Source organism: Amycolatopsis sp. NPDC104775 (genome assembly GCF_055583325.1).
The window spans coordinates 429,283-451,876 of sequence record NZ_JBVJOE010000002.1 but is presented as its reverse complement, the minus strand read 5'-3'; the positions used below and the strand labels follow the sequence as shown (position 1 = coordinate 451,876).

The 22,594-nt window shown below is 68.2% G+C and carries 22 protein-coding genes; 12 read left to right on the top strand and 10 right to left on the bottom strand.

The annotated features are described in order from the left end of the window. Window positions 1-322: 322 nt before the first annotated feature. The 4 genes from ACZ63D_RS10890 to wzm all read right to left on the bottom strand — a co-directional run bounded on the left by ACZ63D_RS10890 (window position 323) and on the right by wzm (window position 4,026). A complete protein-coding gene (locus ACZ63D_RS10890; RefSeq protein WP_465354087.1) occupies window positions 323-832 on the bottom strand; it encodes an isochorismatase family protein in 510 nt (169 codons plus the stop codon). 236 nt (window positions 833-1,068) lie between these two features. Further along, window positions 1,069-1,365, bottom strand: a complete 297-nt coding sequence (locus ACZ63D_RS10885) for a hypothetical protein (protein WP_465354086.1) — start codon at window positions 1,363-1,365, stop codon at window positions 1,069-1,071. 577 nt (window positions 1,366-1,942) lie between these two features. Beyond that, on the bottom strand, window positions 1,943-3,022 hold the full coding sequence (locus ACZ63D_RS10880; protein ID WP_465354085.1) for a glycoside hydrolase family 3 N-terminal domain-containing protein: 1,080 nt from the start codon (window positions 3,020-3,022) through the stop codon (window positions 1,943-1,945). A gap of 95 nt (window positions 3,023-3,117) precedes the next feature. Continuing rightward, window positions 3,118-4,026 (bottom strand): galactan export ABC transporter permease subunit Wzm/RfbD, encoded by a 909-nt coding sequence (gene wzm, locus ACZ63D_RS10875; protein ID WP_465354084.1) that lies wholly within the window; start codon window positions 4,024-4,026, stop codon window positions 3,118-3,120. A gap of 58 nt (window positions 4,027-4,084) precedes the next feature. On the opposite strand from wzm, the gene ACZ63D_RS10870 reads away from it, so the two are divergent. After that, window positions 4,085-5,413, top strand: a complete 1,329-nt coding sequence (locus ACZ63D_RS10870; RefSeq protein WP_465354083.1) for a class I adenylate-forming enzyme family protein — start codon at window positions 4,085-4,087, stop codon at window positions 5,411-5,413. A gap of 135 nt (window positions 5,414-5,548) precedes the next feature. Here the strand turns inward: ACZ63D_RS10870 and ACZ63D_RS10865 are convergent, their stop codons facing one another. Continuing rightward, window positions 5,549-5,725, bottom strand: a complete 177-nt coding sequence (locus ACZ63D_RS10865; RefSeq protein WP_465354082.1) for a chloride channel protein — start codon at window positions 5,723-5,725, stop codon at window positions 5,549-5,551. Window positions 5,726-6,271: 546 nt separating this feature from the next. Here ACZ63D_RS10865 and ACZ63D_RS10860 point away from each other — a divergent pair. After that, window positions 6,272-7,324 carry a reverse transcriptase family protein gene (locus ACZ63D_RS10860; protein WP_465354081.1) on the top strand — a complete coding sequence of 351 codons (1,053 nt, stop codon included), beginning with the start codon at window positions 6,272-6,274 and terminating at the stop codon, window positions 7,322-7,324. 7 nt (window positions 7,325-7,331) lie between these two features. Here the strand turns inward: ACZ63D_RS10860 and ACZ63D_RS10855 are convergent, their stop codons facing one another. Beyond that, complete coding sequence (locus ACZ63D_RS10855) at window positions 7,332-7,787, bottom strand: hypothetical protein (protein WP_465354080.1); 456 nt, start codon at window positions 7,785-7,787, stop codon at window positions 7,332-7,334. A 2,004-nt stretch (window positions 7,788-9,791) separates the two neighbouring features. Between ACZ63D_RS10855 and ACZ63D_RS10850 the strand changes: the two genes are divergently transcribed. Further along, entirely contained in the window at window positions 9,792-10,730 is a 939-nt protein-coding gene (locus ACZ63D_RS10850; RefSeq protein WP_465354750.1) for an MCE family protein, read from the top strand. Here ACZ63D_RS10850 and ACZ63D_RS10845 read toward each other — a convergent pair. Both ACZ63D_RS10845 and ACZ63D_RS10840 read right to left on the bottom strand, forming a co-directional pair. Then, a complete protein-coding gene (locus ACZ63D_RS10845; RefSeq protein WP_465354079.1) occupies window positions 10,720-11,589 on the bottom strand; it encodes a class I SAM-dependent methyltransferase in 870 nt (289 codons plus the stop codon). The two genes, ACZ63D_RS10850 and ACZ63D_RS10845, sit on opposite strands and share 11 nt — an antisense overlap. Window positions 11,590-11,635: 46 nt before the next feature. Further along, window positions 11,636-12,055, bottom strand: coding sequence for a PaaI family thioesterase (locus ACZ63D_RS10840; protein ID WP_465354078.1), 420 nt, complete (start codon window positions 12,053-12,055; stop codon window positions 11,636-11,638). A gap of 83 nt (window positions 12,056-12,138) precedes the next feature. On the opposite strand from ACZ63D_RS10840, the gene ACZ63D_RS10835 reads away from it, so the two are divergent. Beyond that, the gene (locus tag ACZ63D_RS10835) at window positions 12,139-12,558 is read left to right on the top strand and encodes a MarR family winged helix-turn-helix transcriptional regulator (RefSeq protein ID WP_465354077.1); all 420 of its coding nucleotides are present in this window, start codon (window positions 12,139-12,141) and stop codon (window positions 12,556-12,558) included. A 263-nt stretch (window positions 12,559-12,821) separates the two neighbouring features. Here the strand turns inward: ACZ63D_RS10835 and ACZ63D_RS10830 are convergent, their stop codons facing one another. Next, entirely contained in the window at window positions 12,822-13,736 is a 915-nt protein-coding gene (locus tag ACZ63D_RS10830) for a proteasome assembly chaperone family protein (RefSeq protein WP_465354076.1), read from the bottom strand. A 174-nt stretch (window positions 13,737-13,910) separates the two neighbouring features. On the opposite strand from ACZ63D_RS10830, the gene ACZ63D_RS10825 reads away from it, so the two are divergent. The 4 genes from ACZ63D_RS10825 (at window position 13,911) to ACZ63D_RS10810 (ending at window position 17,302) form a co-directional block, all read left to right on the top strand. Then, window positions 13,911-14,423, top strand: a complete 513-nt coding sequence (locus ACZ63D_RS10825; RefSeq protein ID WP_465354075.1) for a PH domain-containing protein — start codon at window positions 13,911-13,913, stop codon at window positions 14,421-14,423. A 74-nt stretch (window positions 14,424-14,497) separates the two neighbouring features. Beyond that, a complete protein-coding gene (locus tag ACZ63D_RS10820; RefSeq protein ID WP_465354749.1) occupies window positions 14,498-15,949 on the top strand; it encodes a PH domain-containing protein in 1,452 nt (483 codons plus the stop codon). A 113-nt stretch (window positions 15,950-16,062) separates the two neighbouring features. Beyond that, on the top strand, window positions 16,063-16,767 hold the full coding sequence (locus tag ACZ63D_RS10815) for an IclR family transcriptional regulator (protein WP_465354074.1): 705 nt from the start codon (window positions 16,063-16,065) through the stop codon (window positions 16,765-16,767). 16 nt (window positions 16,768-16,783) lie between these two features. Continuing rightward, on the top strand, window positions 16,784-17,302 hold the full coding sequence (locus ACZ63D_RS10810; protein ID WP_465354073.1) for a GNAT family N-acetyltransferase: 519 nt from the start codon (window positions 16,784-16,786) through the stop codon (window positions 17,300-17,302). Between the two features lie 16 nt (window positions 17,303-17,318). Here ACZ63D_RS10810 and ACZ63D_RS10805 read toward each other — a convergent pair whose 3' ends face one another. Next, entirely contained in the window at window positions 17,319-17,882 is a 564-nt protein-coding gene (locus ACZ63D_RS10805) for an NADAR family protein (protein ID WP_465354748.1), read from the bottom strand. Window positions 17,883-18,486: 604 nt separating this feature from the next. Here ACZ63D_RS10805 and ACZ63D_RS10800 point away from each other — a divergent pair. The 4 genes from ACZ63D_RS10800 (at window position 18,487) to ACZ63D_RS10785 (ending at window position 22,476) form a co-directional block, all read left to right on the top strand. Then, complete coding sequence (locus tag ACZ63D_RS10800; RefSeq protein WP_465354072.1) at window positions 18,487-18,648, top strand: hypothetical protein; 162 nt, start codon at window positions 18,487-18,489, stop codon at window positions 18,646-18,648. Window positions 18,649-18,945: 297 nt separating this feature from the next. Further along, window positions 18,946-19,998 carry a response regulator transcription factor gene (locus tag ACZ63D_RS10795; RefSeq protein ID WP_465354071.1) on the top strand — a complete coding sequence of 351 codons (1,053 nt, stop codon included), beginning with the start codon at window positions 18,946-18,948 and terminating at the stop codon, window positions 19,996-19,998. Window positions 19,999-20,249: 251 nt separating this feature from the next. After that, window positions 20,250-20,447, top strand: coding sequence for a hypothetical protein (locus tag ACZ63D_RS10790; RefSeq protein ID WP_037715481.1), 198 nt, complete (start codon window positions 20,250-20,252; stop codon window positions 20,445-20,447). Window positions 20,448-21,510: 1,063 nt separating this feature from the next. Further along, window positions 21,511-22,476, top strand: coding sequence for an esterase-like activity of phytase family protein (locus ACZ63D_RS10785; protein WP_465354070.1), 966 nt, complete (start codon window positions 21,511-21,513; stop codon window positions 22,474-22,476). The last annotated feature ends 118 nt before the right edge of the window (window positions 22,477-22,594 follow it).

Sequence of the window (22,594 nt, the reverse complement as noted above, 5' to 3'; positions counted from 1 at the left end):
AGCGCCCTCCCTCCCCCTCCCCCCCCCCAAACAACGAGTCCTTCCCCGGCCCCCCCCCCCCCCCCCCCCACCACGCCACCGTCGAGACGCCGGACGTCAACTCGGCCGGATTTCTCGGTGGAATCGCCAGGAACAGACGTCATGGGCTGAGTACTGGCTCGCGTCGACCATCCAGTCCAACACCTGTTTTCGCTGCGATTCAGCGATAAAATCGATCGCCCTTGCGGAGGCTCATCGACTTCGCAGCCGTCGCTCGCCCGATCGACCGCCCTCCCGGACGCCCATCGGCGTGGCAGTCACCGCCGACTCGGCGGCTGTGGGTTCAGGCAAAGACCACGTCCTCACTCCCGACCAGCTTCACGCCTGCCGTGGACAGCTCCGCCTCCACTCGGGCGCTCTTCTCCGCGGCGGAGAGTTCGTCGTCGTAAGTGGCGTGGGCGTCTTGGACCAGCGTGACCTCGTGGCCGCGGTCGAGGGCGGCCAAAGCGGTGGCTCGAACGCAGAAGTCGCTTTGCATTCCGGCTACGACAAGCGGTGCTGAATCCACGAGCAGCGAACCTAGCGGGGTGCCAGCGAAAGAGTCGGGTGTCTGTTTGTCGACTACGTGTTCGCCCGGGCGGACCTCGTGCACTAGTTCCCAGCCGGGGGTTCGGGGCACATCGGGGTCGTCGTTGGTGCCGTTGTTTCGGATGTGCACCACCTGGGCGCCCGCGGCCCGTGCTTGCTCCAGGACGCGCGAGATGGCGGCGGCTACTCGGTCGGCATCGGGTACCGGAGTGGGCGGAAGAAGCATGTTGTTCTGGACGTCGATGAGGAGCAGCACGGGGATCATGCCGGAAGCATCTCAGCGGGCACCGACAAAAAACGGCGCCCGGCATTCCCTCACAGGGATGAACGCTGGATGGATCTCCAGCGGTGCCTTGAGGAATCTTGCGGCGGTCGTTGGGTGGCTCTTCGGCAACGCCGGATCATCCGGTGGAGCCGCGGCGAAGTGGCTTGGCGTAGAGCTCGCACGAGCGAGTCATCGGCGAGGAAGCTCGCGACTGTCGGCAGTTCGTCGACCCCGGGCTACTGCTCTCGCCGATCCGGGGCGGAATTCTCCTGCGCTGACGGTCGCGGATGCCGCATCGGGCGTTGCCGGGCGACTGGGTAGCGCGCCAGGGGGTGCGCCTCGTCCAGCCGGTGGCGGGCGCGGCGGGGGAGGTCGTCCGACGGGGAGACCCAGCGGCGCGTCGAGTCGTCCGGCGGAGCGGGTCGAGAAGGAGGCGGAACGGCTGAGCGACGCCGGGCGGCGCGGCGCAGGAACACCACGGCCAGCACCACGAAAACCGAGGCGACGGCGACCAGGAGCCACCAAGCTTGCATTCGTCCTCCCGTCGTGGGTGGGTCGCACGCAAGGGTGCCCGTTCGGCCCGTCGGCGGCGCGATGTCCACACCGCCGGGTGTCACCGGAACGGGGGTTGTTTGCTGGATAATCGCGGAAAACCGGTCGGGAAGGCCGAGCAGGTCCAACTCCCCTGACGCTAGCAGGGGCCGCACGGTGCTGGGGTTTCACTGCGGGCGAGGAAAGACGGCAAGGCCGGGAACGAGGGTCGGTCCGCAGCTGACCAGGCAGGGCCGGGAACGAGGGGACGGCCCGCAGCTGACCAGGCAGGGCCGCAAACGAGGGATCGGTCCGCAGCTGACCGTAGAACAGCGGGGCCCGGCCGCGGCGAGATGCTCAGAACTTAAAGGCAACGCCGAAGAACCTTGCCGCACAGCGAAGCAGCAACAAGAGCCCATCGCTTGGCTAGGACGCAGCAATGCCGACAGCTTCGCCCCATCAACGCACTAGCAACGCCAAGCGCACCTAGTCCCCCGGAAACGCCCGCATAACTCCGGCCACCCCGGCGCACAACGCGTAGAGCCGCAGACCAGCCCTACGTCACCGAAGCCTCAAACGTCACTTCACCCCATCCCGCAACGCCGACACCCGGTCCACCGCCGAAGTGAACTCCCCGCTCGGCAGCGAACCGCCCGACAACCCAGCCGCCAGCGCCGAAGCGGCGTCATCCCCCTGACTCACGTCGCGAGCGGAGGCCAAGATCAGATCCATCCCCGCCTTCGCCGCCAGCACCGCGCGGTTTCCCGTCCCGCCATAGGACTTCAACGCGCCCGCCTCCAAAGCATCCGTCACGGTCACCCCAGTGAACTTCGTACCGTTTCGGAGTTCCTGGACAGCCGTCGGCGAAAGCCCAGCGGGGCGCGAAGCGTCCAGCGCAGGGTAAACGGCCCACGAGAGCATCACGAGCTTCACGCCCGCATCAACCACGGGGCCATAAGGAGCCTCGTCCTTCGTGCGAAGTTCAGGCAGAGGAACGTTCAGAGTCACTGGGCCGACGTCCGTGTTGCTTCCGGCGGGGACCGCGCCGAGGCCGGGGAAGTGCTTGGCCGTCGCGGCGACGCCGGTTGACTGCTGAGCAGTGACGAAATCCCGCCCCAGCGCACCGGCCACCTGGGGATCCTGACTGTACGAGCGGCCGTATTGGTCAATGAAATTGCCCGGTTGGCGGTAGACGTCCAGAACCGGCGCGAGGTTCACGTTCATGCCGACCCCGGCGAGGTTCCGGCCAGCGCCGGTTCCGGCGGCTTTGGCGGCGGCGGCCGGGTCCGCGGACTGGGCGACCTGCTTCTCCGACAAAACCGGCTCACCGGGCAGGCGGCGGACCTTGCCGCCTTCCTGATCGGTCATCAACAGCAACGGGCGGTGCACCGGGCTTTGCGCGTTCGCGTCCCGCAATTGCCGTATCACGTCGGCGACCTGCGGGGAGCTCGAGATGTTCTCTCCGAAGAAGATCACGCCTGCCGCTTCCCCGGCCCGGATTCGTTGCAGCAACGAGGCAGGTGGGGTCAGACCGGGATAGGAGTAGATCACCCGCTGTCCGGCCAGTTGCCGCGGAGTGAGCCCGGCTGGGGTGGCGGCGACCGTGCCCATCGCGAGCACCGTCACGGCAAGAGCCAGCAATGCCTTTCGACGCTTCATCTGACCTCCGTTCACGAGCCGTGAGACAACGCTAGCCCTCCGCGGGCGTGCGTGCGCGGCTGAACGGCCAAAAGGCAACCAGTCCTAAAAGGACATCAGACCCAGTAGGCGACCCGAGCGCGGTAGTTCCGCAGCACCAGCAATGCCAGCGACCAGCCGACCACCGTCACCACGCCCGCGACGAGCCAGTGCGTCCAGCTTTGCTGCTGCCCGACCAGCGGCGCGCGCACGATCTCGACGAAGTGGTACACCGGATTGAGCTGCAGCAAATTCACCGCGAGCGAGCCGAATCCCTCGTGCGAACCCTGATTCATCGCCCGCACCTGGTCCATCGACCACATGATCGGCGTCGCATAGAAAAGCATGGTGATGAAGCTCTGAATCACCGGCGGGATATCGCGGAACCGCGTCGACACCACGCCGAAAAGCAGCACCACCCACGCGCCGTTCAGCAGGACCAGCATCAGCGCGGGCACCGCGAGCAGCATTCCCCAGCCCAGCCCGGGATGCAGCAATGCACCAGCCTTGTCCACCAAGTGGTACGGCTGCGACAGCTTGCCGAAAAAGATCGCCAGCACCAGTACGTACACGACGAGGTTGTGCGCCAGATACAACGCCTGCCGCCACACCGTGCGCAGCGCATACACCGACACCGGAGCCGGAAGCTGTTTGATCATCCCTTCGTTCGCGATGAACGTTTCCGAACCCTCAACGATGCAGCCGTTCATGAAGTTCCACAGGATGAGCCCGGTGGTGATGCTCGGCAGCAAGGTCGAGATGGAAGTGCCGAACAGCGCGGAGTTCACCACGCCCAGTGCGAGCGCGGTGACCGCCATCCCGACGGTGATCCACAACGGTCCCAGCGACGAACGCCGGTAACGCTGCTTGATGTCCTGCCACGCGAGCAACGCCCACAGTTCCCGGGCACGCAGCCCGGCCTGCAAGTCGGCGAAGGCTCGACGCCAGCTTCTCGGGTCCGCGTCGATCGCGGGCGGAGCGGTCATGACAGCGAACTTAGCCGCGATCGCGGTTCGCGGCCAACACACGACTACGGTGTGCCGCGTGAGCTTTTTCCTGTCCCGCGTCCTTTCCGCGCTCCGCGACGGCGGCGACACCGTGCTGTTCCACCACGACGACACCACCATGACGTACCGAGCGGCATCAGAGCTGCTGTCGCGGCTGTACAGTGGACTCGCCGAGGTACGCGGCATGGTGGCGATCGACGCCGCCAACCGGCCGGAAGTGATTCTGGCGCAGCTTGCCGCGCAGTTGCGCGGGCTGGAAGTCGTGCTGATCGCCGCGTCCGCGAGCCGTCCGGCACGGGCGGCAACGCTGGCGGCGACCGGGGCGACGCTGCTCACCGACGCCGAACTCGACATCCTCGCCACCGCGCGTCCGTCCACTCCAGACAAGTTGCCGGAGAAAGCAACGGCGATTTTCCCCAGCGGCGGTACGACCGGCATACCGAAACTGATCCGGCACAGCGGAATTTACGACGGCGTCGCGCACATCTTCCAGCCGGACGGAACCAAAACCGCCCTTGTGACCGCGCCGCTCACCCACATGACCGGCAACGCCGCCGTTCTGGGTGCGCTCTGCTGCGGCAACACCGTGGTACTGCACCGGCAGTTCGACGCCGGAAAGCTTCTCTCCGATGTGGAACGTTATCGCATCACGACGTTTTCCCTTACCCCACCTCGGCTTGCCGCAGTACTCGACCATCCGCAACTGTCCACTACAGACCTATCCAGCGTGCAACAGCTCTCCCTCGGTGCCGCGCCACTGCCGCCCCGCCGGCTGGACGAGGCGCTGAAAGTGTTCGGTCCAGTAGTCGGGCAGGGTTATGGGCTCACCGAAGCGCCGATGATCGCCAGTATTTCCGCCAACGAAGTCCTTGCCCGGCCGGAACTTCTCGGTTCCGTCGGCCGCATCGTGCCGGGCATGGAGGCCCGGATCGAGAACGGTGAAATACTCGTGCGTGGGCTGTCCATGATGGACGGTTACCGCGGACAACCGCCCATCGGCGACGGCTGGCTGCGCACCGGCGATCTCGGCCGGTTCGACGAAGACGGCTACCTCTACCTGGAGGATCGGATCGACGACGTCATCGTCACCGGCGAGCACGGCACGAAGGTCTCCTCGACCACCGTGGAGCACGCGCTTCTCAGTCACCCCAAGGTAAAGGCCGCGGCGGTCGTGCCCGCACCGGGACCGGACGGAACCCTCTTGCACGCAGTGGTGGTCGCCGACGAGACCACGGCGGACGAGCTGCGCGACCAAGTCCGCGAAGAACTCGGCGGCGAGCATTTCGTACCATCCACTGTGGAGTTTCGGAGGGAATTGCCGCTCACCCCGGTGGGCAAAGTGGACAAACGCCGACTCAAGCGCTGACCCACTTGCCCAGCAACCGTTCCCGGTGATGCGCCTCGTGCAGATTCCGCCGCCGGGCGTGCAGCAGTTGCGCCAGCTAAGAACGTCTCAGATGGATCAGTGGTCTACTCGCGGGCGAGGTGAACGGTGACCGCATCACACTACCGACCACCGCGGCCAACCCGCAGGTCGCTCAGCACTCCGGCGCGACGTGCGGCAGCCCTCCGCGGCACCGATCATGAACACCGGCGCCAGCACGCCGCCGGAGGTCCCGGAGCCCAGGGACAGCGCCCAGAGCAGCGTCTTCACGACCAGGATTCCCACGATCAGCACGGATGGTGCTGCGCGCCCGGTGCGGCGAGCTCAGTGGCGACGCGCGCCCGGCGGCGGTGACCTCACTCGTCACGACCGTGCAGCGATGCTCGTCCTCGCCGCGCACGACGTACCCGTGCGCCTCGATCTTGTCCCCCAGCCCGTGACCGAAGAGGCGTTCACGCCCATCGTCTCGGCGAGCCGCGAACACTGCACGCGGCCAAGGCTGTCGAGCACCACCAGCAATCGCACCTGCGGGAAGGCGGGGCGCATGCGCGCTGTCCCAGGCCACGACCACGAGCACGCGAGTCAGCCGCTCAAGCTCGGCCACGTCATCTGGAAAACTTGCGTAGCGCAAAAGTTGCTCTGGGTCATTGAGTGGGCTCGGTCACGGGAGCTTCTTCCCGGCTGCCGGTTTTGTCGGTGATCTTGGCTAAGGTGGGGTCAGCGACGCGGAGGTGAGCCGGTGGAGCACCACCCACTCCGGGGCAACCCCGGGGAGCAGCACGACACGTACCCACGGCGCCCCGCGCAGCGGCGGCACGCTCCGCGTGCGAGACAGCGCGGATGAACGGAGAACGAGTCGCCTCCGCGTCGCTGCTCGAACCGATGCCGGTGTGGCGCTGGCCGGTCGCTCGGTGGACGACGTTCGACGAATGCGCCGCCGCCCTCGACCTCACGCCCGGCGAACTGGCCTGGTTCACCGACGAACGCGCCTGGCACCGGCGGTCCCGGCCGGTGCTGCGGCATTACAGCTACCGCTGGATCCCGACGTCCACCGGCGGCGCGCGGCTGATCGAGCGGCCGAAACCCCGGCTGGCCGAGTTGCAACGCCGGGTCCGCGGGCACGTGCTCGACGCGCTGCCGGTACACGAGGCCGCGCACGGTTTCCGGCGCGGCCGCTCGATTCACACCTGCGCCCGTCCGCACGCCGGGCAGGACGTGGTGGTACGGCTTGATCTTGCCGGCTTCTTCCCGACAGTCTCCGCGTCGCGCGTGCGCTCGCTGCTCGACCTGGCCGGTTACCCACCGGCGGTCGCCGCCGCGCTCGCCGGAATCCTCACCACCCGCACCCCGGTCGACGTCCTGCGCTCCGCCCCCGCGCGAACGTCGGCGCTGAGCCACCTCGCCGGCACGCACCTCCCGCAAGGCGCACCGTCGTCACCCTCGGTGGCGAACGCCGTCACCCACCATCTCGATCGAAGGCTCACCGGCCTCGCCGCCGTGCTGGGCGCGAACTACACCCGTTACGCCGACGACCTCGCCTTCTCCGGGAACGCGAGCCTGCCGCTGCACCGCCTGCTGCCGGGCGTGCGGCGCATCGTGACCGACGAGGGCTTCCGCCTGCGCGACGACAAGACGTCAGTGAAACCGGCCTACCGGCAGCAACGCGTCGCTGGCTTGGTGGTGAACGCCGCGCCAGCCGTCGCCCGCACCGAGTACGACCAGTTGCGGGCCGTCCTGCACAACTGCGCGCGCACCGGCCCGGCGGCGCAGAACCGTGTCGGGCACCCGGACTTCCGCGCGCACCTGCTGGGCCGGATCGCGTGGGTCAGCGCCACGAACGAAACCCGCGGCGCGAAACTGCGCGGCCTGTTCGCTCGGATCGACTGGTCGTGAGCGGGGTTCAGACGGATAACAGGCTGAGATTCCGCTCCATCTCGGCCCACCATCCGGCCGCCGGAACATCCCGAGGCTGAATCATCGAGGCTTTCACCAGAATGTCCGGCCGGTTTTCTCGCCAAGCGTAGGAAAAAAGCTCGTCATAATGCGCGCGCGGCAGCCATCCCTGCTCCCGACCCGCTTCCAATCGCATGAGCTGCCGAGCGAGATCCACGCTGCTTCGCTCACAATTGCGAAACGCGCTTGAAAAGCGTTGCACGGCCGCGGCATCACCTCGCTGAACCGCCTGGCAGGCAAGGAAAAGCGTCGTGACGGCGAGGATGTCCGACCGATACACCCCGCCCTCCGCCGCCAGATGTTCCGCCAGCTGAAAACTGCGCTTCCGCCGTCCGCGGCGCACCATTTCCGCCAGCGCTCGCTGCTGACGAGTGAGATATTCGTCTTCCCGCAGGTACTGCACAGCGTTTCCTCCCCTGCGCCCGGTTCCGACCCAGGCCGCTTCCCGGTACAGGATGCTCCACGAGGGTGACAGATACGTCGGCGACACTCAGCCGTTCGGAGCAAAATATCACCCAGGGCAAGGACAGTACCCGACCGCGCAAGCCCGGGAATCCTTGTCGTGCCTCAGGAATCTCAGTGCTCGGCGCGGCTGGCGGACACTCATGTTGGAAGGCGTTTTTCGCCTTGCTCTCGGGTATTGGATTGAGGTTGTCGGAGTCGAGTGGATGGATGGCTGCGGAATCCGCGTTCCGTGACGACTGACCCAAGTGGACACTCGACGGCGAGCTAGGGTCGGCGGTTGCGAATCGCTTTCATACCAAGGGCTTATTCCAGGCAAGCAGAGTGAGCCTTCGGGCGGTGACGCTTCGGATTCCACGGACGGCGTGGTTTCCCGGGATGGTTTCTGTTCGCGATTTCACCCGTTCGGACCAATCGAAGCGGCTGAGTCTGACACGGGACAGTCGGTGGATTCTGTATTGAAAGCGGCATCTCGGGCGGCGCGAAGAAGGTGGCGGCGCGGGCCAGGGTTCGGCCTGACGCGTCGTTGGGCAGGCCGATGGTGCCGACGGGAAGCTGTTGCCGAATCCGCCGTGGCCGCGTCTTCCGCTGCCGCCATAGAACTCGACGACGTCCTCCGCTGACGACAGGCACGAGCAGCACGAGCCGATCGCCAGGGTCGCGGCGGACACGGGCAGAACGGACCAGTCGCCGAGCGATCGCAACGGACCGCCGGGCACAAACGGCACAAGCCAGCTCCCAGCGACCGCCACCAAGCCTGAAACGGATTCTCAAGCAAATCGCGACCGACGCACTGCCGAGGAGGAGGACAGAGACACCACGGCACAAGCGACCCCAACAGACTGCCGGGCACGAGCAGCACCCACCAACTCCCCGGCAATCACGAGCGGACAGCAGCAGACGCACCAACAGCACGAGCCAATTCCCCGTGACCGCAGCGGACCGTCGAGCGGTCAGCACAAGCCGAGCCCCGAGCACTCACGACCGATCGCTGAACCCCACCAGCACGAGCTAGTTCGACTGCCGCGCCCAAGCAGCACTCCAGCGCCCGTTCAGCCCACTGCCGTCCGCCCGCCGAACCCGGCCCACACGCCAAGCCCTGGCCACAGTCTCGCCCGCCGACTGCCAGGCCGCGCAGCTTCTCACGATGATCCCGCGCGACTCGCAGAAGAAGCAGGACGCCGTCCGCGACAAAGCGGCCCACCTCAAGCCAAGGTCCCGGCAGGATTTCCTGCCCCACCAGCGCCGAAACCCACGCGACCCGCCCAGCGACAGCCCAAACAGCCCGGCCGCCCCCGCGACCGAGCCGTCCAGCCCTCAATCACTCAGCCGCGACCAACCCAGCCCTCCCCAGGGCCAAGCTGACGCGCAAGCCAACAAACCCCGCGACCGGCCCGCACACCAGTCACGACACGCCCCCGGCCGGAGCCGGAGCGCCTCAGGCGACCTCGGTCCGGCTGCCACCGGGAGCATGCAGCCCCAGCATGTCCAGCAGCAGGGCGCATTCCTGCGCGTCCTTGGCCCCGAGGCGACGGCCAGCGCTGCCTTGCGGCGGCGTTCCACCTGCCGGGCCGCGTCCGTGTCGTCCACGAGGTCTGGCGCCGGGTGCAATCCGGTGGTCAGGTCTCGCATGGTGGCTCCTCCCCGATCGGCGTGGGCGCGGGTTTTCCGCGCTCGCTGCACACCCCTTCAACGGCCGGGCCGCACCGGATGTTCCGATGACTCCGATCACGTCGGCCAGCCAGGCCAGAATGGCACACCGCGAGTACCCGTGGTGCGGAGGCGGGAAACCTGGCGTGCTCAGGGCGACAACTACTCATCGTCCTAAGTGGACACAAGACGAAAGCGCCCATTCGGGTGGCATAGGTAGCCTCACCCGGCTGGGCGAGCCACTATCCACGCTGTGCGTTCCGCCCGGCGCCCCGTGCGCACCGCTCTCGTCGGGATGACTGTGCTCGTCCTCGGCGTCCTCACCGCGCTCCAGGCGCCGAATCTGCCGATTCTCGGCGACGGGACCGCGTATGCCGCGGAGTTCAGCGAAGCCGCGGGGCTCGAGCCCGGCAACGACGTCCGGATCGCGGGGGTGAAAATCGGCCGGGTGTCGGAGGTTTCGCTCGACGGCGCGTCCGTCCGGGTGGCCTTCCGGGTGTCGGGGGCGTGGCTCGGGGACCGGACATCGGCGGCGATCCGGATCAAAACGTTGCTCGGCCAGAAGTATCTCGCGCTCGACCCGGTCGGCGCGGGGTCGCTCGATCCGGACACGCCGATCCCGCGCGAGCGGACCACTGTTCCGTATGACGTGCTGCCCGCGTTCCGGCAGCTGGCCACGACCGTCGACGCCATCGACACGACTCAGCTGGCGCAGAGCTTCCGCGCCATTTCCGACACCTTCGCGCGCACTCCGGCTGACGTCCGCACCACGTTGACCGGACTGTCGCGGCTGTCCGACTCCCTTTCCGCCCGCGACGCGAAACTGGCTCACCTTCTAGCTCAAGCACGCACGGTTTCCGGCACGCTCGCCGACCGCGACGCGCAGCTGACCCGGCTTCTCACCGATGGGAACCAGCTGCTGGCCGAGGTGCAGAAACGCGAGTCGGCCATACAGTCGCTGCTCACCGGAGCACAGCAGCTAGGCCGCGAGGTGTCCGGGCTCGTCGCCGACAACGATCGCGAACTCGGCCCGGTGCTCGCCCAACTCGACCGGCTCACCGCATTGCTCGAACGAAACCGTGCGTCGCTCGGGGAAGGAATCCGGAAACTGGCCCCGCTCGTCCGCTTCGCCGCGAATCTCACCGGCAACGGCCGGTGGATCGACGGTTATCTGTGTGGTCTGATCTTCCCCGCGATCGGGCCGCTCAACGAGCACGGCTGCTTCACTCCATGAGCCCCGGGCCGCCGGTGATCCGCACGGTGACCTGGTTGTCGTTGTACGTGTAAGCCTCGTAAGCGAACTCGACGCCGGTCTTCTCGACGTGCTCGGTCCACGCCCGGTACTCGTGCCGTTTCCAGCCCGGGAAGTTGAAAAACTCGTCGAAGTGCACGATGCTGCCGACCCGCAGCCGCGGCCCGACGTTGTCCAGCACGGTCTTCGCGGAGCTGTAGAGATCCCCGTCGACGTGCACGAAATCGACCGGCCCGGGATGCTTCTCCAGGAACCCGGGCAGGGTGTCGGAGAACAGGCCGACGACCAGTTCGGCCCCCGGCACGTCGGGCAGGTCGTCGCGAGCGAAGGCACCGGCGGGCATGCCGTTGAGCCAGGCTTCGGGCAGGCCGTCGAACGAATCGAAGCCGTACACCTCCTTCGCCTCGCGCGCGGCCGTGATGGTGCGCAAGGTGTTGCCGGACGCGACGCCGAACTCCAGCGCCATCCCGCCGGCCGGCGCGAGGGAAAGCGCGTACTCCAGCGTTTCCTTCGGGCTGCCGAAATGCTGTGCCCCGATCAGGTTTTCGCGCGCGAAGACGTTGCTCTCCAGCGCCGCGTCCTGGTCGCCGGCGTACACGATGTCGCGGCGGCTGCGGATCTCGAACTCGACCACGCGGTCCAGCAGGCGATCCCCCTGCCGGACGATCTCGGACCGCAGTTCCTCCCGCGTCCGCTCCAGTTCCGCGCGCAGTTCGGCGAGCTGTGCGGGATGCGGATCGTGCAGCCTGGCACCGGCCCGGCGCAGCACCAGGCCGGCCTTCCGGCGCAGCGCAGGGCCCAAAGTCCTTGTCGTCAGCCGATCTTGGCTTTCCTGGTTCATTCCGGGACGATAACCGACAACCGGACACCGTCTCGCACTGCCCGGTTTACCCGGGAGTAGCCGACCGCCGGACGACCGCAGACCCCTGCGCGGCCGCGCACAAGGTCGAGTTTCCCTGACCGTCCACTGTGTACAGATCGCATCGGCAGGTGGCCCGCGAACGGCTCGCCTGCACGACCGTCGCTTCCGCGCGCAGCAGCACGCCGTCGGCGGGCACGAGGTAGTCGATGGAGAAGCCGCTCGTCAGCAACTGCGGGCCGAGCACGGTTCCGGCGGCGAAGGTGAGCGCGTTGTCCGCGGCGTAGGCGAGGACGCCGCCGTGCAGGTAGCCGTTCTGCTGCCGGAGGTCGTCGCGGACGTCCAGTTCGAGTACCGCGCGCCCGTCGCCGAACTCCTCGACTCGCGCGCCGAGCAGGACGCTGAACGGTTGCGCGGCCAGCGCGGCGCGCGCGAGGTCCACATGCATCTTCGGTCCTCACTTCAGTAGTGAAGTACTTCAGTAGTGAAGTGAGGATGGCGGCGAGCGGGGAAGGCTGTCAAGATCCACGCATGGCCGCCGACGAACGTCTTTTCTTCCTGCTGCAGAGCGCGGCACACCGGCTGCGCGTCGAGGGCGACCGGCGCTGCCTCGCCGCGGGCGGCGTGACGACCGCGCAGCTCGGCGCGCTGTTCGCGGTGCACGACCAGCCGGGGCTCACCCAGCGGGAACTGGCCGCGGAGCTGGGCCAGCGCGAATCGGCGATCACCGCGATGACCGGACGGCTGGTCGAAGCGGGGCTGGTCGTCCGGCAGCAGCATCCCGAACAGCACCGGGCGCTGGTACTGGACCTGACGCCGGAGGGGAACGCCACGATCGCCCGGTTGCGGCCGGTGATCGAATCGTTCAACCGCGAACTGCGCGCGCTGCTCGGGGACGCCTTCGGGCCGACCAGCGAGGCACTGCGGTCTCTGGCGGGGTGGCCGGGCTGACGCCGCACCCAGTTCACCGGACCGAGAACGCCCCGAAGTGGCCAGCCGGGGGGGCGCAGGCGTTAGGGGGTTATCCGGACGGCCCGGGGTGCCCGGGTAGCCGCGGACCGGCTAGCTTCAACAGAGATGTCACCCACCACACTCGCCCCCGCCGCCTTCCGGCAACGTGCGGGGCGCACCATGGCCACCGTGGCGATCATGACGGCCCGGCTCTGGTGGGCCTGGCAGACGGTCCGGTCCGCGGGCGTCGCTTACCTCTCGGCTCAGCGCTCGGAGCCTTCCCCGCCCTGTTCGGCGAGAAACCGTTCGAACTGCGAGCCCAGTTCCTCCGCGGTCGGCATGTGCTCCTGCGATTCGGCGAGCAGGCTGTGCCCGGACGCTTCGGCGAACGTGTCGTACTGACGTTCCAGCGCGCGCACCACGTCGGCGGATTCCTCGGATTCCGCGATCTGACGGTCGATTTCCGCCTTGGCCACCTCGGCCGCGGTGCGGAGTTCGCCGTCGGGCAGGCGCAGGCCGGTCGCCTTGCCGATCGAGTCGAGGATCGTCAGCGCGGCGGCCGGGTAGGTCGATTGCGCCAGGTAGTGCGGCACGTGCGCGGCGAAGCCCATCGCGTCGTGGCCCCATTCGCCGAAGCGGTACTCCAGCATCGCGGCGGCGCTGCCCGGGACCTGCATCCGGTTCGGCAGCGGCTGGTGCTCGCCGACCAGGTGCTCGCGGGTCGCGTGCGCGGTGACGCCGAGCGGGCGCGTGTGCGGGGCTCCCATCGGAATCCCGTGGTAGCCCACGGTGAGCCGCACGCCCCAGCGCTCCACCAGCTGTCGCACGGCGGCCGCGAACAGCTCCCATTCGCGGTCCGGTTCGGGGCCGGACAGCAGCAGGAACGGGATGCCGTCCTCGTCGTGCAGCAGGCGCACGACCAGTTCGGGGGCCTCGTATTCCTCCCAGTGGTCGACCGCGTAGATCATCGCCGGGCGGCGCGACCGGTAGTCGATGAGCCGGTCGACGTCGAACCGCGCGACGACCCGGTTCTCGACCTCCCCGGTGAGGTGGTCGGTGACCAGCCGCCCGGCCGAGCCCGCGTCCATGAAGCCCTCGAAGAAGTGCAGAAGCACCGCTCCGTCCAGGTCGGGGACGTCCGAGTCCACCTCGTACAGTTCCTCGGGATCGAGTCCCACCGGATCCTCCTGCTGCTCGCTTGCACGGACGTACGCGGTACAACGCGGCCCGGCTGCGAATCCATCCCGCGCGCGGCGAAAATAGTAACGCCCCGCACTCGCCCGGCGCCCCGGATCGGGGCATCGTGACACTTGTCGTGGGCATCGCGACGTCCGATCGGGCACTCTGAGCACGTGAACATCGAGGAATCCACTACGCTTGAACTGCGGCTGCGCCCGCCGGAACACCGGGTGAGCCGCCGGGCGATCGGCCACTGGGCGGCGTCGGCGGGGGCCGGCTGGCTGCTCGTGATCGCGGTGCAGGCGGTGGTGGTCGCGACCGCGGACGATCCGCCGCCGTGGCTCACGGTGACGTTGCAGCTCTCCTGCGTGCTGGCCCCGCTGCACCTGCTGGTCATGCCGCAGTGGCGCTACCGGGTGCATCGCTGGGAAGTCACCGGGGAGGCCGTCTACACCCAGTCCGGCTGGCTGAAGCAGGAATGGCGGATCGCGCCGGTCTCGCGGATCCAGACGGTGGACGTCGAACGCGGCCCGCTGGAGCAGCTGTTCGGGTTGGCCCGGCTCACTGTCACCACTGCGTCCGCCGCCGGACCGCTGCGCATCTCCGGGCTCGACCGCGACGTCGCGGTCGCACTGGCCGACGAACTGACCCGCACCACCCAGGCCGTGCGCGGGGACGCGACGTGAACGCCGCCGCCCCCTCCGCTCCGGTCGCCGCCGAGGGCGCCGCCGACGCGCCCTGGCACCGGCTCGATCGTCGGATGTTGTTGATCCGTCCGGTTCTCGACTTGGTGAAGTCGCTGCCGGTGCTCGTCGGCGCGCTCGTGCTCGGCCACGGAAACCACTGGCAGTGGATTGGTCTCGCGGCCACCGCGGTGACGATCGGCGTCGGCATTTCGCACTGCCTCACCTCGCGCTACCGCGTCACCGCGACCCAGCTCGAATGGCACACCGGGTTGCTGCTGCGCAAGCAACGCGCGATTCCGCTCGATCGAATTCGTACCGTAGATGTGGTTTCGGAACCGAAACATCGGCTTTTCTCGCTTTCGGCAGTACGAATCGGTACTGGACGGCATGATCACGGAAAAGGGCCGGGCAAGGACCAGCTGGTGCTCGACGCGGTCACCGGCGCCGAGGCCCAGCGGTTGCGGATCTTGTTGCTGCACCGGACGCCGGCGGAAACGCAAGCGCCCCCACCGCCGGAGTCGCTCGTCGCCGAAGTCGACAAGCGCTGGGTGCGGTACGCGCCGTTCACGCTGTCCGGACTCGCCGTGGTCGCCGCGATCCTCGGCACCGTCTACCACTTCGCGCACGAACTGCACTTCGACCCGACGAGTTTCGGGCCGGTCCGCGACCTCACCGCCCGCGCGCTCGAACAACCGGTGTGGCTCACCGTGGTGCTGGCGGCGGCCGGGCTGCTCGTGCTGGTGTCGGTGCTGTCGGTCGGCGGATACGTGTTGTCCTTCTGGAACTTCCGGCTCACCCGCGAACCGGGCGGCACACTGCACATCCGGCGCGGGCTGATCACGACGCGGTCGGTGTCGATCGAGGAAGACCGGTTGCGCGGCGTCGAGATCAAGGAACCGTTGCCGCTGCGGATGGTCGGCGGCGCGAAGTGCGTCGCGGTCGCGGCCGGACTGCGGGAGGGCAAGGGCGCGGACCGCGGCGGCGGCCTGCTGCTGCCGCCCGCTCCGGCGGGGAAGGCCATGCAGATCGCGAGCGAGGTGCTCGCCGAGGACTTCGCGAAAGTCCCCCTCGTGCGGCACTCCCGGCGCGCGCTGACCCGCCGGATCACTCGCGCCGTCTTCGCCGTGCTGGCGCTGTCGGCCGCGCTGTTCGCGCTGGCCTGGCTGGACGTGCTGCCGGAATGGCCGTGGCAGGCCGCGCTCGTGCTGCTGCCGTTCGCCGTCCTGGTCGGTCTCGACCGCTACCGCTCGCTCGGCCACACGATCACCGGCCGGTATCTGGTGACCCGTTCCGGGTCGCTGGCCCGGGCGACGGTCGCGATCCGGCGGGATCGGCTCACCGGGATCGTCGTGCAGCAGTCGCTGTTCCAGCGGCGGGCCGGGCTGGCGACCGTCATCGCGCCGGTCGCCGCGGGCCGCGGGCACTACCGCGTGCTGGACATCGAGCAGGGCGCCGGATTCGCGCTCGCCGACACCGCCGTTCCGGGGCTGCTGACACCGTTTCTGGCCGTCCCGGAAAAAGGGTGATCTGTGGTAATTTACCGTCGCGTTCGTGATTGAATTCGGTGCTTCGGCGGAGAGGTTTCAGGATGTCTGAGCCCGGACTTCGTCGCACAGCCGGAGCCAACAGTTCCCGGAAAGTGCTCCAGTTGCTGTTGTCGTTCACCGAACAGCGCTGGGAGGCCAGCGTGGCGGAGCTCGCCGAAGCGATCGGCAGCCCGGTCGCCACCACCTACCGCTACGTGCAACTGCTGAAGGAATTGCAGCTGCTCGAAGAGTCCCGGTCCGGGCGCTACCACGTCACCAGCCGCGTCATGCCGCTCGCGCGGGCCGCCCGGCTCGCCAACGACCTGGCCAGGGTCGCGCGGCCGATGCTGGAGGAAGCGGTGCGCGAACTCGGCGAGACCGTCCTGCTCTTCCAGCACTTCGGCGACGCCGCGGTGTGCAGCGACCGGGTGGAATGCGACCGCCCGATGCGGTTCACGTTCCAGCCAGGGCATTCGATCCCGCTCGGCGTCGGCGCGACCGGGAAGATGCTGCTCGCCCTTCTTCCCGACGGCGAACGCGAACGCCAGGTCGCCCGGATCGCCCGGGAACGCGGAGCCGAAGTGCGCGACGACCTCAAGCTCGCGCTGGCCAACCGCTACGCGCAGAGCTGGGGCGAGATCGAGGACGGGGTGTGGTGCTGCTCGGTGCCAGTCGACGCCGACCGGCACCGGCCGAGCGTGCTGACCTTCGTCGGCCCGGCCAACCGCATCGGCGACGCGGAGCGCGAACGCGCCCTCACGGCGTTGCGCGCTTACGCGGAGCAGATCGGAAAAGCGATTTCCGAGTACTCCGTGTAGCCGTAAAGTCGGGCCGGTGATCCGTCTCGCCGCCCCTGCCGATCTTCCTGTGCTGCCTGATCTCGAACGTGCCGCCGGAGAACCGTTCCGGTCTGTCGGCATGGCCGCGATCGCCGACGACGCACCGCCGTCGGTCGAGGAACTCGCGGTGTTCCAGTCCGCGGGCCGATGCTGGGTCTGGGACGACGACGGGACGATCGCGGCCTACGTGCTCGCGGAGGAAGTCGACGGTTTCGGGCATGTGGAACAGGTTTCGCTGCTGCCCAGCCACGCGCGCCGAGGGTTAGGGCGGGCGCTGATCGAAACGGTCGGCGAGTGGGCGGCGGAGCGAGGGCTGTCCGGGCTGACGCTGACGACGTTCGCCGAGGTGCCGTGGAACGCGCCCTATTACGAGCGGCTCGGGTTCCGGGTGCTGGCTGATGATGAGCAGGGGCCAGGACTGCGGGAGATCCGGCGAGCGGAGATCGCGCGGGGGCTGGATCGGTGGCCACGGGTGGCCATGGTGCGGCCTGTCCGCGTTTCTGTTGCGGGGTAAGCGGTTTCGCCGCTGTTCAGGCTGCGGCTGCCAAGGTCGCCCGCGCTCGCATCAACGCGAAGCCCAGCAGGTTCAGCCCTTGCCACCGCGCCGGGTTCTGCGCGTCCGGGTGGTCCGCAGTCAGCCCGATCCCCCACACCCGGTCCACCGGGCTCGCCTCCACCAGCACCCGCTGCCCCGTGTTCAGGAGAAACCGCCGCAGCTCCGGGTGCTGCCCGAACTTGGCGACACTGCCAGCGAACACGATCTCGTCGCGGTACGCCTCCCACTCGTCCTGATCGAACCCCGCGACGCCGCGTCCCAAATCCTTGGCCTGCCGCGGATGCCGGGCATCGAGAATCTTGGCCGCACTCGTTTCGTCGCCGAACAGCAGCGCCTTGCGCCACATCATGTAGTGCTCGGCGGTGGCGAACGTCTCACCGTCCGCGGCGAAGGGCGCGGGCCACCACTGGCTCAGGCAGCCCTGGCCGACGCTTCCGTCACGCTCTGGCCGGTGACCCCAGAAGAACAGGAACTTGACTCGCGGCCCGTCGCTCATCCAGTCGGCGAGTTCGGCGACGTCTCGCGGGTTTTCCTTCATGAGCAGGCAGTCTTTCAGCACCACGGCTCGTCGGCGAACGCTTTTCTCCCGCGCTGTGACGACAGGTGCTAGTTGGCGTCACCGTGTCGCCTGAGGTGGCGATTCGTGGCCGAGTACAGGCAGTAGATGGCATGAGGCACAGGCGATGGTTGGCATGGCAGGCGGCGCGATCGACATCGAACCTTCGGTCCACTACGAGAGATGCCGTAGTCGCGCATCGCTCGTAGCCACAGTGCACGATCCCCGTGCACAGTCAGCTTTGATAAACGCGGGGCCGCCCCCGTTCTCTCTTCATGTGGGCGACTTCGGTTCGCGCTGGCAGTGGTGGCGAGGGAGGCCAGGTTTCTTGCATGCCCTTGTCGATCGGCATGGCACCGCGCGATCGTGAGGAGCCATTTCGTCTGGTGCCGGGGATTGTCTGCTCCGCGACTGCCTTCGCCGTTGAACGGCCTTCGCGTGCTTGTCGCGACAGTTCGCGACGGTCGCGTTCGCTGTCGAGAGGAGGTCGCTAATGCGTCAAGCCCGGAGTCGATCGATTCGGCCGAGGAAGCTGGGAACTGCGTCATCCAGCCGAACCGGCCGAGCCGGTTGCGAGGTGGCCCGCGTGAGGGAATCCGATGTCTGGAAGGGGCTGCGTCCGATGCTGTGCCTGCTGGCTGTCGCCGTGGCTGCCATAGAGGACAACGAGGCCCTTGCCGCCGCGGCAAGGGCACTCATCGCGGTTGGTGACATGATCGTCAACGCTGGTCGGCACAAGCGGTCATAACACCAGGTCCGGCCGCCGCATGGCGGCCGGGCTACCACCGCTCCCAGGAAACCGCACTCGCGTCGGCATGCCAATGGCAGACTGCAGGATCAGGCTCCGAACCGTAACGAAACATGGTTTCGTTACGTCGAATTCTTGCGTAGCTGGGAGGGGGGCGATCTGATGGGGGACGTTGTCGGCGTCTGTCCGTCATGCGGGGACCCGCTTCCCTCGAACTCCGGGAGAGGACGTCCCCGGCAGTACTGCTCGGCCGCGTGCCGAACGGCGGGCCATCGCGCCCGCGAGCGCGCGCGCGGAATGGCCGAGGCCCGCGAAGCGCGCCGGTGCGCGAACAGCGTCGCCGGACACGCCTGCCAACGGCCGGCGGAGTTCCTACTGACCGTGGACGGCCGGGAGATGCGCACCTGCGGTATCTGCCGCGAACTGGCGATGGCGTTCCTGGGCAGGCAAGGCTCGACCGTCACGACCGTGGACGTCAAACCGCTCAACAAGGAACCCGCGGAACGCGCGAGTGTTCCCGTCGCACGCGAGAGTCAACCCCGGGGCCGGATCCTGCTGCTGGAAGACGACGACAATCTGCGCCTCGCGCTCGCGCACGGGCTGCGAGCGCGAGGATACAAGGTGACCGAAGAATCGGACCTGCCCGCCGTGGACGAGCAGGTGCGCACCGACCCACCGGACCTGCTGCTCCTCGACCGCATGGTCCCCCACGGAGACGCTCTTGACTGGGTGCAGCACATACGCGCCCAGGGCAACGGGATCCCGGTGGTGTTCCTGACCGCGCGTGATTCGCTTGCCGACCGACTCGACGGCTTCGACCGCCACGTCGACGACTACATCGTCAAACCGTTCGCCTTCGAAGACCTCCTCACCCGGGTGGGCAGGGTGCTGCGCCGGTCCCGTCCCGAAAGCCCGCCCAAGCAAACCTACGCCGACAGCTTCGTCCAACTGGACTTCCAGGCAGGCGAACTCCGGGTCAGCGGCATCGCGGTGCCGCTGACCCGGCAGGAATTCCGCTTCCTCGAAGTGCTGGTGCGCAACGCCGGAGCGATCCAGTCGAGGGAGAAGATCACCCGAGCGCTTTGGGGCAAAGAACCGTCAGCGCCGACCATGCTGGACGTTGTGGCCCATCGGCTGCGCCGGAAGTTGCAATCGACCGACCTGGGCGAGAGCCCGATCGTCTCCGCGCGGGGCAGGGGCTACCTCTACCAAGTGCCTGCAACGCCTGGCGGACAAGCGGCACAGCCGCCCACCCCAAGCTCTGGCTATGGTCACGCCAGCCGCGCCCTCGACATCCTCAACGCTCGCGAGCGTCAGGAAACACGCTTTGAGACTCCGAGCGAAGACTGACCTGCGCGCCCGGCGGCCCGCGGGGCACGGCAGGTCCGTCCTGCCGACTCAGCATTGAGCACCGTGCCAACTAGCACTGGGATATGCCAACTAGCACCAGTCGTCACACGCGCGGGTCGCTCAGGAGGGGGACCTGGATTGCCCCGCGATTCGAACACGTGTTCTACTGGTCGAGCCGGCCCCGGAGGGGGAAGCTCCGCGGGCCGGCACCCAGGCAAAACCCGTCCGTCGATCGATCCTCAGGAGGCAGTGTGGCGGTCAAGATCACCCACCTCGCCAGTGGTCAGCAGGTCCGCTTCGCGAACGCGGACGGCGCCCGCCGCTATGCCGAAATCATGGGCGGCGGGGTGGACAAATGGCGCTTCACGATCGTCCCCGGGGACAGCGGAGCGCCCGGGATGCCCGCGGCGGTCGTCAATGTGCCGGTGTGGCGGACTGTCGCTCGGTGAGGGTTGTGCGGGTCGGCCGGGAGCGGGGCGGCCAGTGACTGGTTGCGTCGGGCGGCGGTGTCCGGGGCGGGGTGCCCGCCGCTCGACGAGTGCCGCCTAATGAGCACCAGTGGGCTGCCGTTGCTCGCCGGGCACTGCTCGATGACTGCCGCCGAATGACCACGGCCCGGCAACTGTCGCTCGGCGATTGCCACACGGCGGCTGCTGCCGGGCGGCTCTTGCCCGGCAGTCGGGACCCGATGGTTGTTGTTAGGTAACCGGCAAGCGCCACTCGACGGCTGTTGCCGGGTGTTGGCCGACCGGCCTGTCGTCCACGGGCCACACGACGGACGCCGTCAGTAGCCGCGAACCTGTGACGGTTCCCCCGGCGAGCACCGCATGACAGGCTTGCCGGGCAACAACCGACCGGCGACGGCTGCCCGGCGACCACCGCCCGATGACTGCCATCAAGTGTCCGCCAACCGGTGGGTGGTGCTCGGCGAGCACCGCCCACCGGCTGCCGCGAACTAACCGCAGACCGGCGACCGTTGCCCGGCGACCCCCAGACAACCGCCAAACAGCGAACGTCGCCCAGCGACCGGAACCCGATGCTGCCGCCCACCGACTCCGGCGGCCGGCCACCGTTGCCTGGCAACCGCCACACAACCGCCGACCGGCGACCCTTGCCCGACAACCGGGACCCGATCACCGCCACCCACCGACTGCGCCCAGCGTTCCGCACCCGGCCCTGTCGCCAATCCCTGCCACCCCAGCGCGATCACCCGCTGACCCCACCGCAATCGGCCCACCGCGAAACCCCCGTGCCAATCACCGGAACAACGTCACCTGTTGTTTGTTGCTTACCGCCCACGCCTTGTGCTCCACTGTCGATCACCCACTGCTGTAAGTCCCGCGGACGCGGGACCGCCGCTTGTCAGCAGCGACCACCTCGGCACGGCCCTGCATCCGTGCCCGACGGACAGAAGGAGCGGCTCCTTTGCTTGCGCACCAGCGTGGAACACATCCGCATGGCACCAGTCGGCGGGGAAACCATCGGCGGGGAAAGATCCGGGTCACCGTCGCGTTGTCAGTCCTCGCGCTCACGGTCGGGGCCAGTGCGGCCCACGCGGCCACCCCGAAAGCCACGGCTTGGCCTGGCGGGTCGAAGGTGGCCGTCGCCGACGACGCGGGGGTTTTCGGCAGCAACCTCAGCGGCGTGTCGTACGAATCGCCCACTGTGCTGTGGGCGGTGAAGAACGGCCCGAGCACCCTGTACCGGCTGGTCCAGGACGGGAACAAGTGGCGGCCCGACACCGCCAACGGCTGGGGCAAGGGCAAGGCCCTGCACTACTCCAATGGCAGCGGCGACCCGGACGCCGAAGGCGTTGTCTTCACCCCGGACGGCGTCTTCGCCTCGACCGAGCGCGACAACGACGACGGTGACACGAGCAAGCCCGCCGTGCTGCGGTACGCGGTCTCCGGTTCGGCCAAATCGCTGAACGCGACCGGGGAGTGGGACCTCACCGACGACCTGCCCTCGGTTGACCCCAACAAGGGTCTCGAGGCCATCGCGTGGGTGCCCGATTCGGCGCTCACCGCGCACAAATTCCGGGACGAGCACACGAAAGCCGCCTACAACCCGGCGAGCTATCCGAATCACGGGACCGGCCTGTACTTCGTCGGGCTGGAGGAGAACGGGAAGGTCTACGCGTACGCGCTCGACCAGTCCGGCGGCAAGTACACCCGCGTCGCCACCATCGACAGCGGGTTCCCGGCGATCATGGATCTCGAGTACGAACCGTCGACCGGCCACCTGTGGGCCGAATGCGACAACACGTGCAAGGGCCGCACGAGCACGCTCGACGTCAACTCCAAGGGCGCGTTCGCGGTCACCGCGCAGTACGACCGCCCATCCGGGATGCCGAACTACAACAACGAGGGCTTCGCGATCTCGCCGACGTGCGCGAACGGAAGCAAGCAGGTCGTGTGGTCCGACGACGACAACGACGACAACCACGCTCTGCGCACCGGGACGCTCTCCTGTAAGTAGTCCTTTGTAGACAGAACCGGGGGGGGGGGGGGGGGGGGGGGGGGGGGGGGGGGGGGGGGGGGGGGGGGGGTGGGGAGGGGGGGGGGGGGGGGGAGGGGGGGGGGGGGGGGAGGAAAAG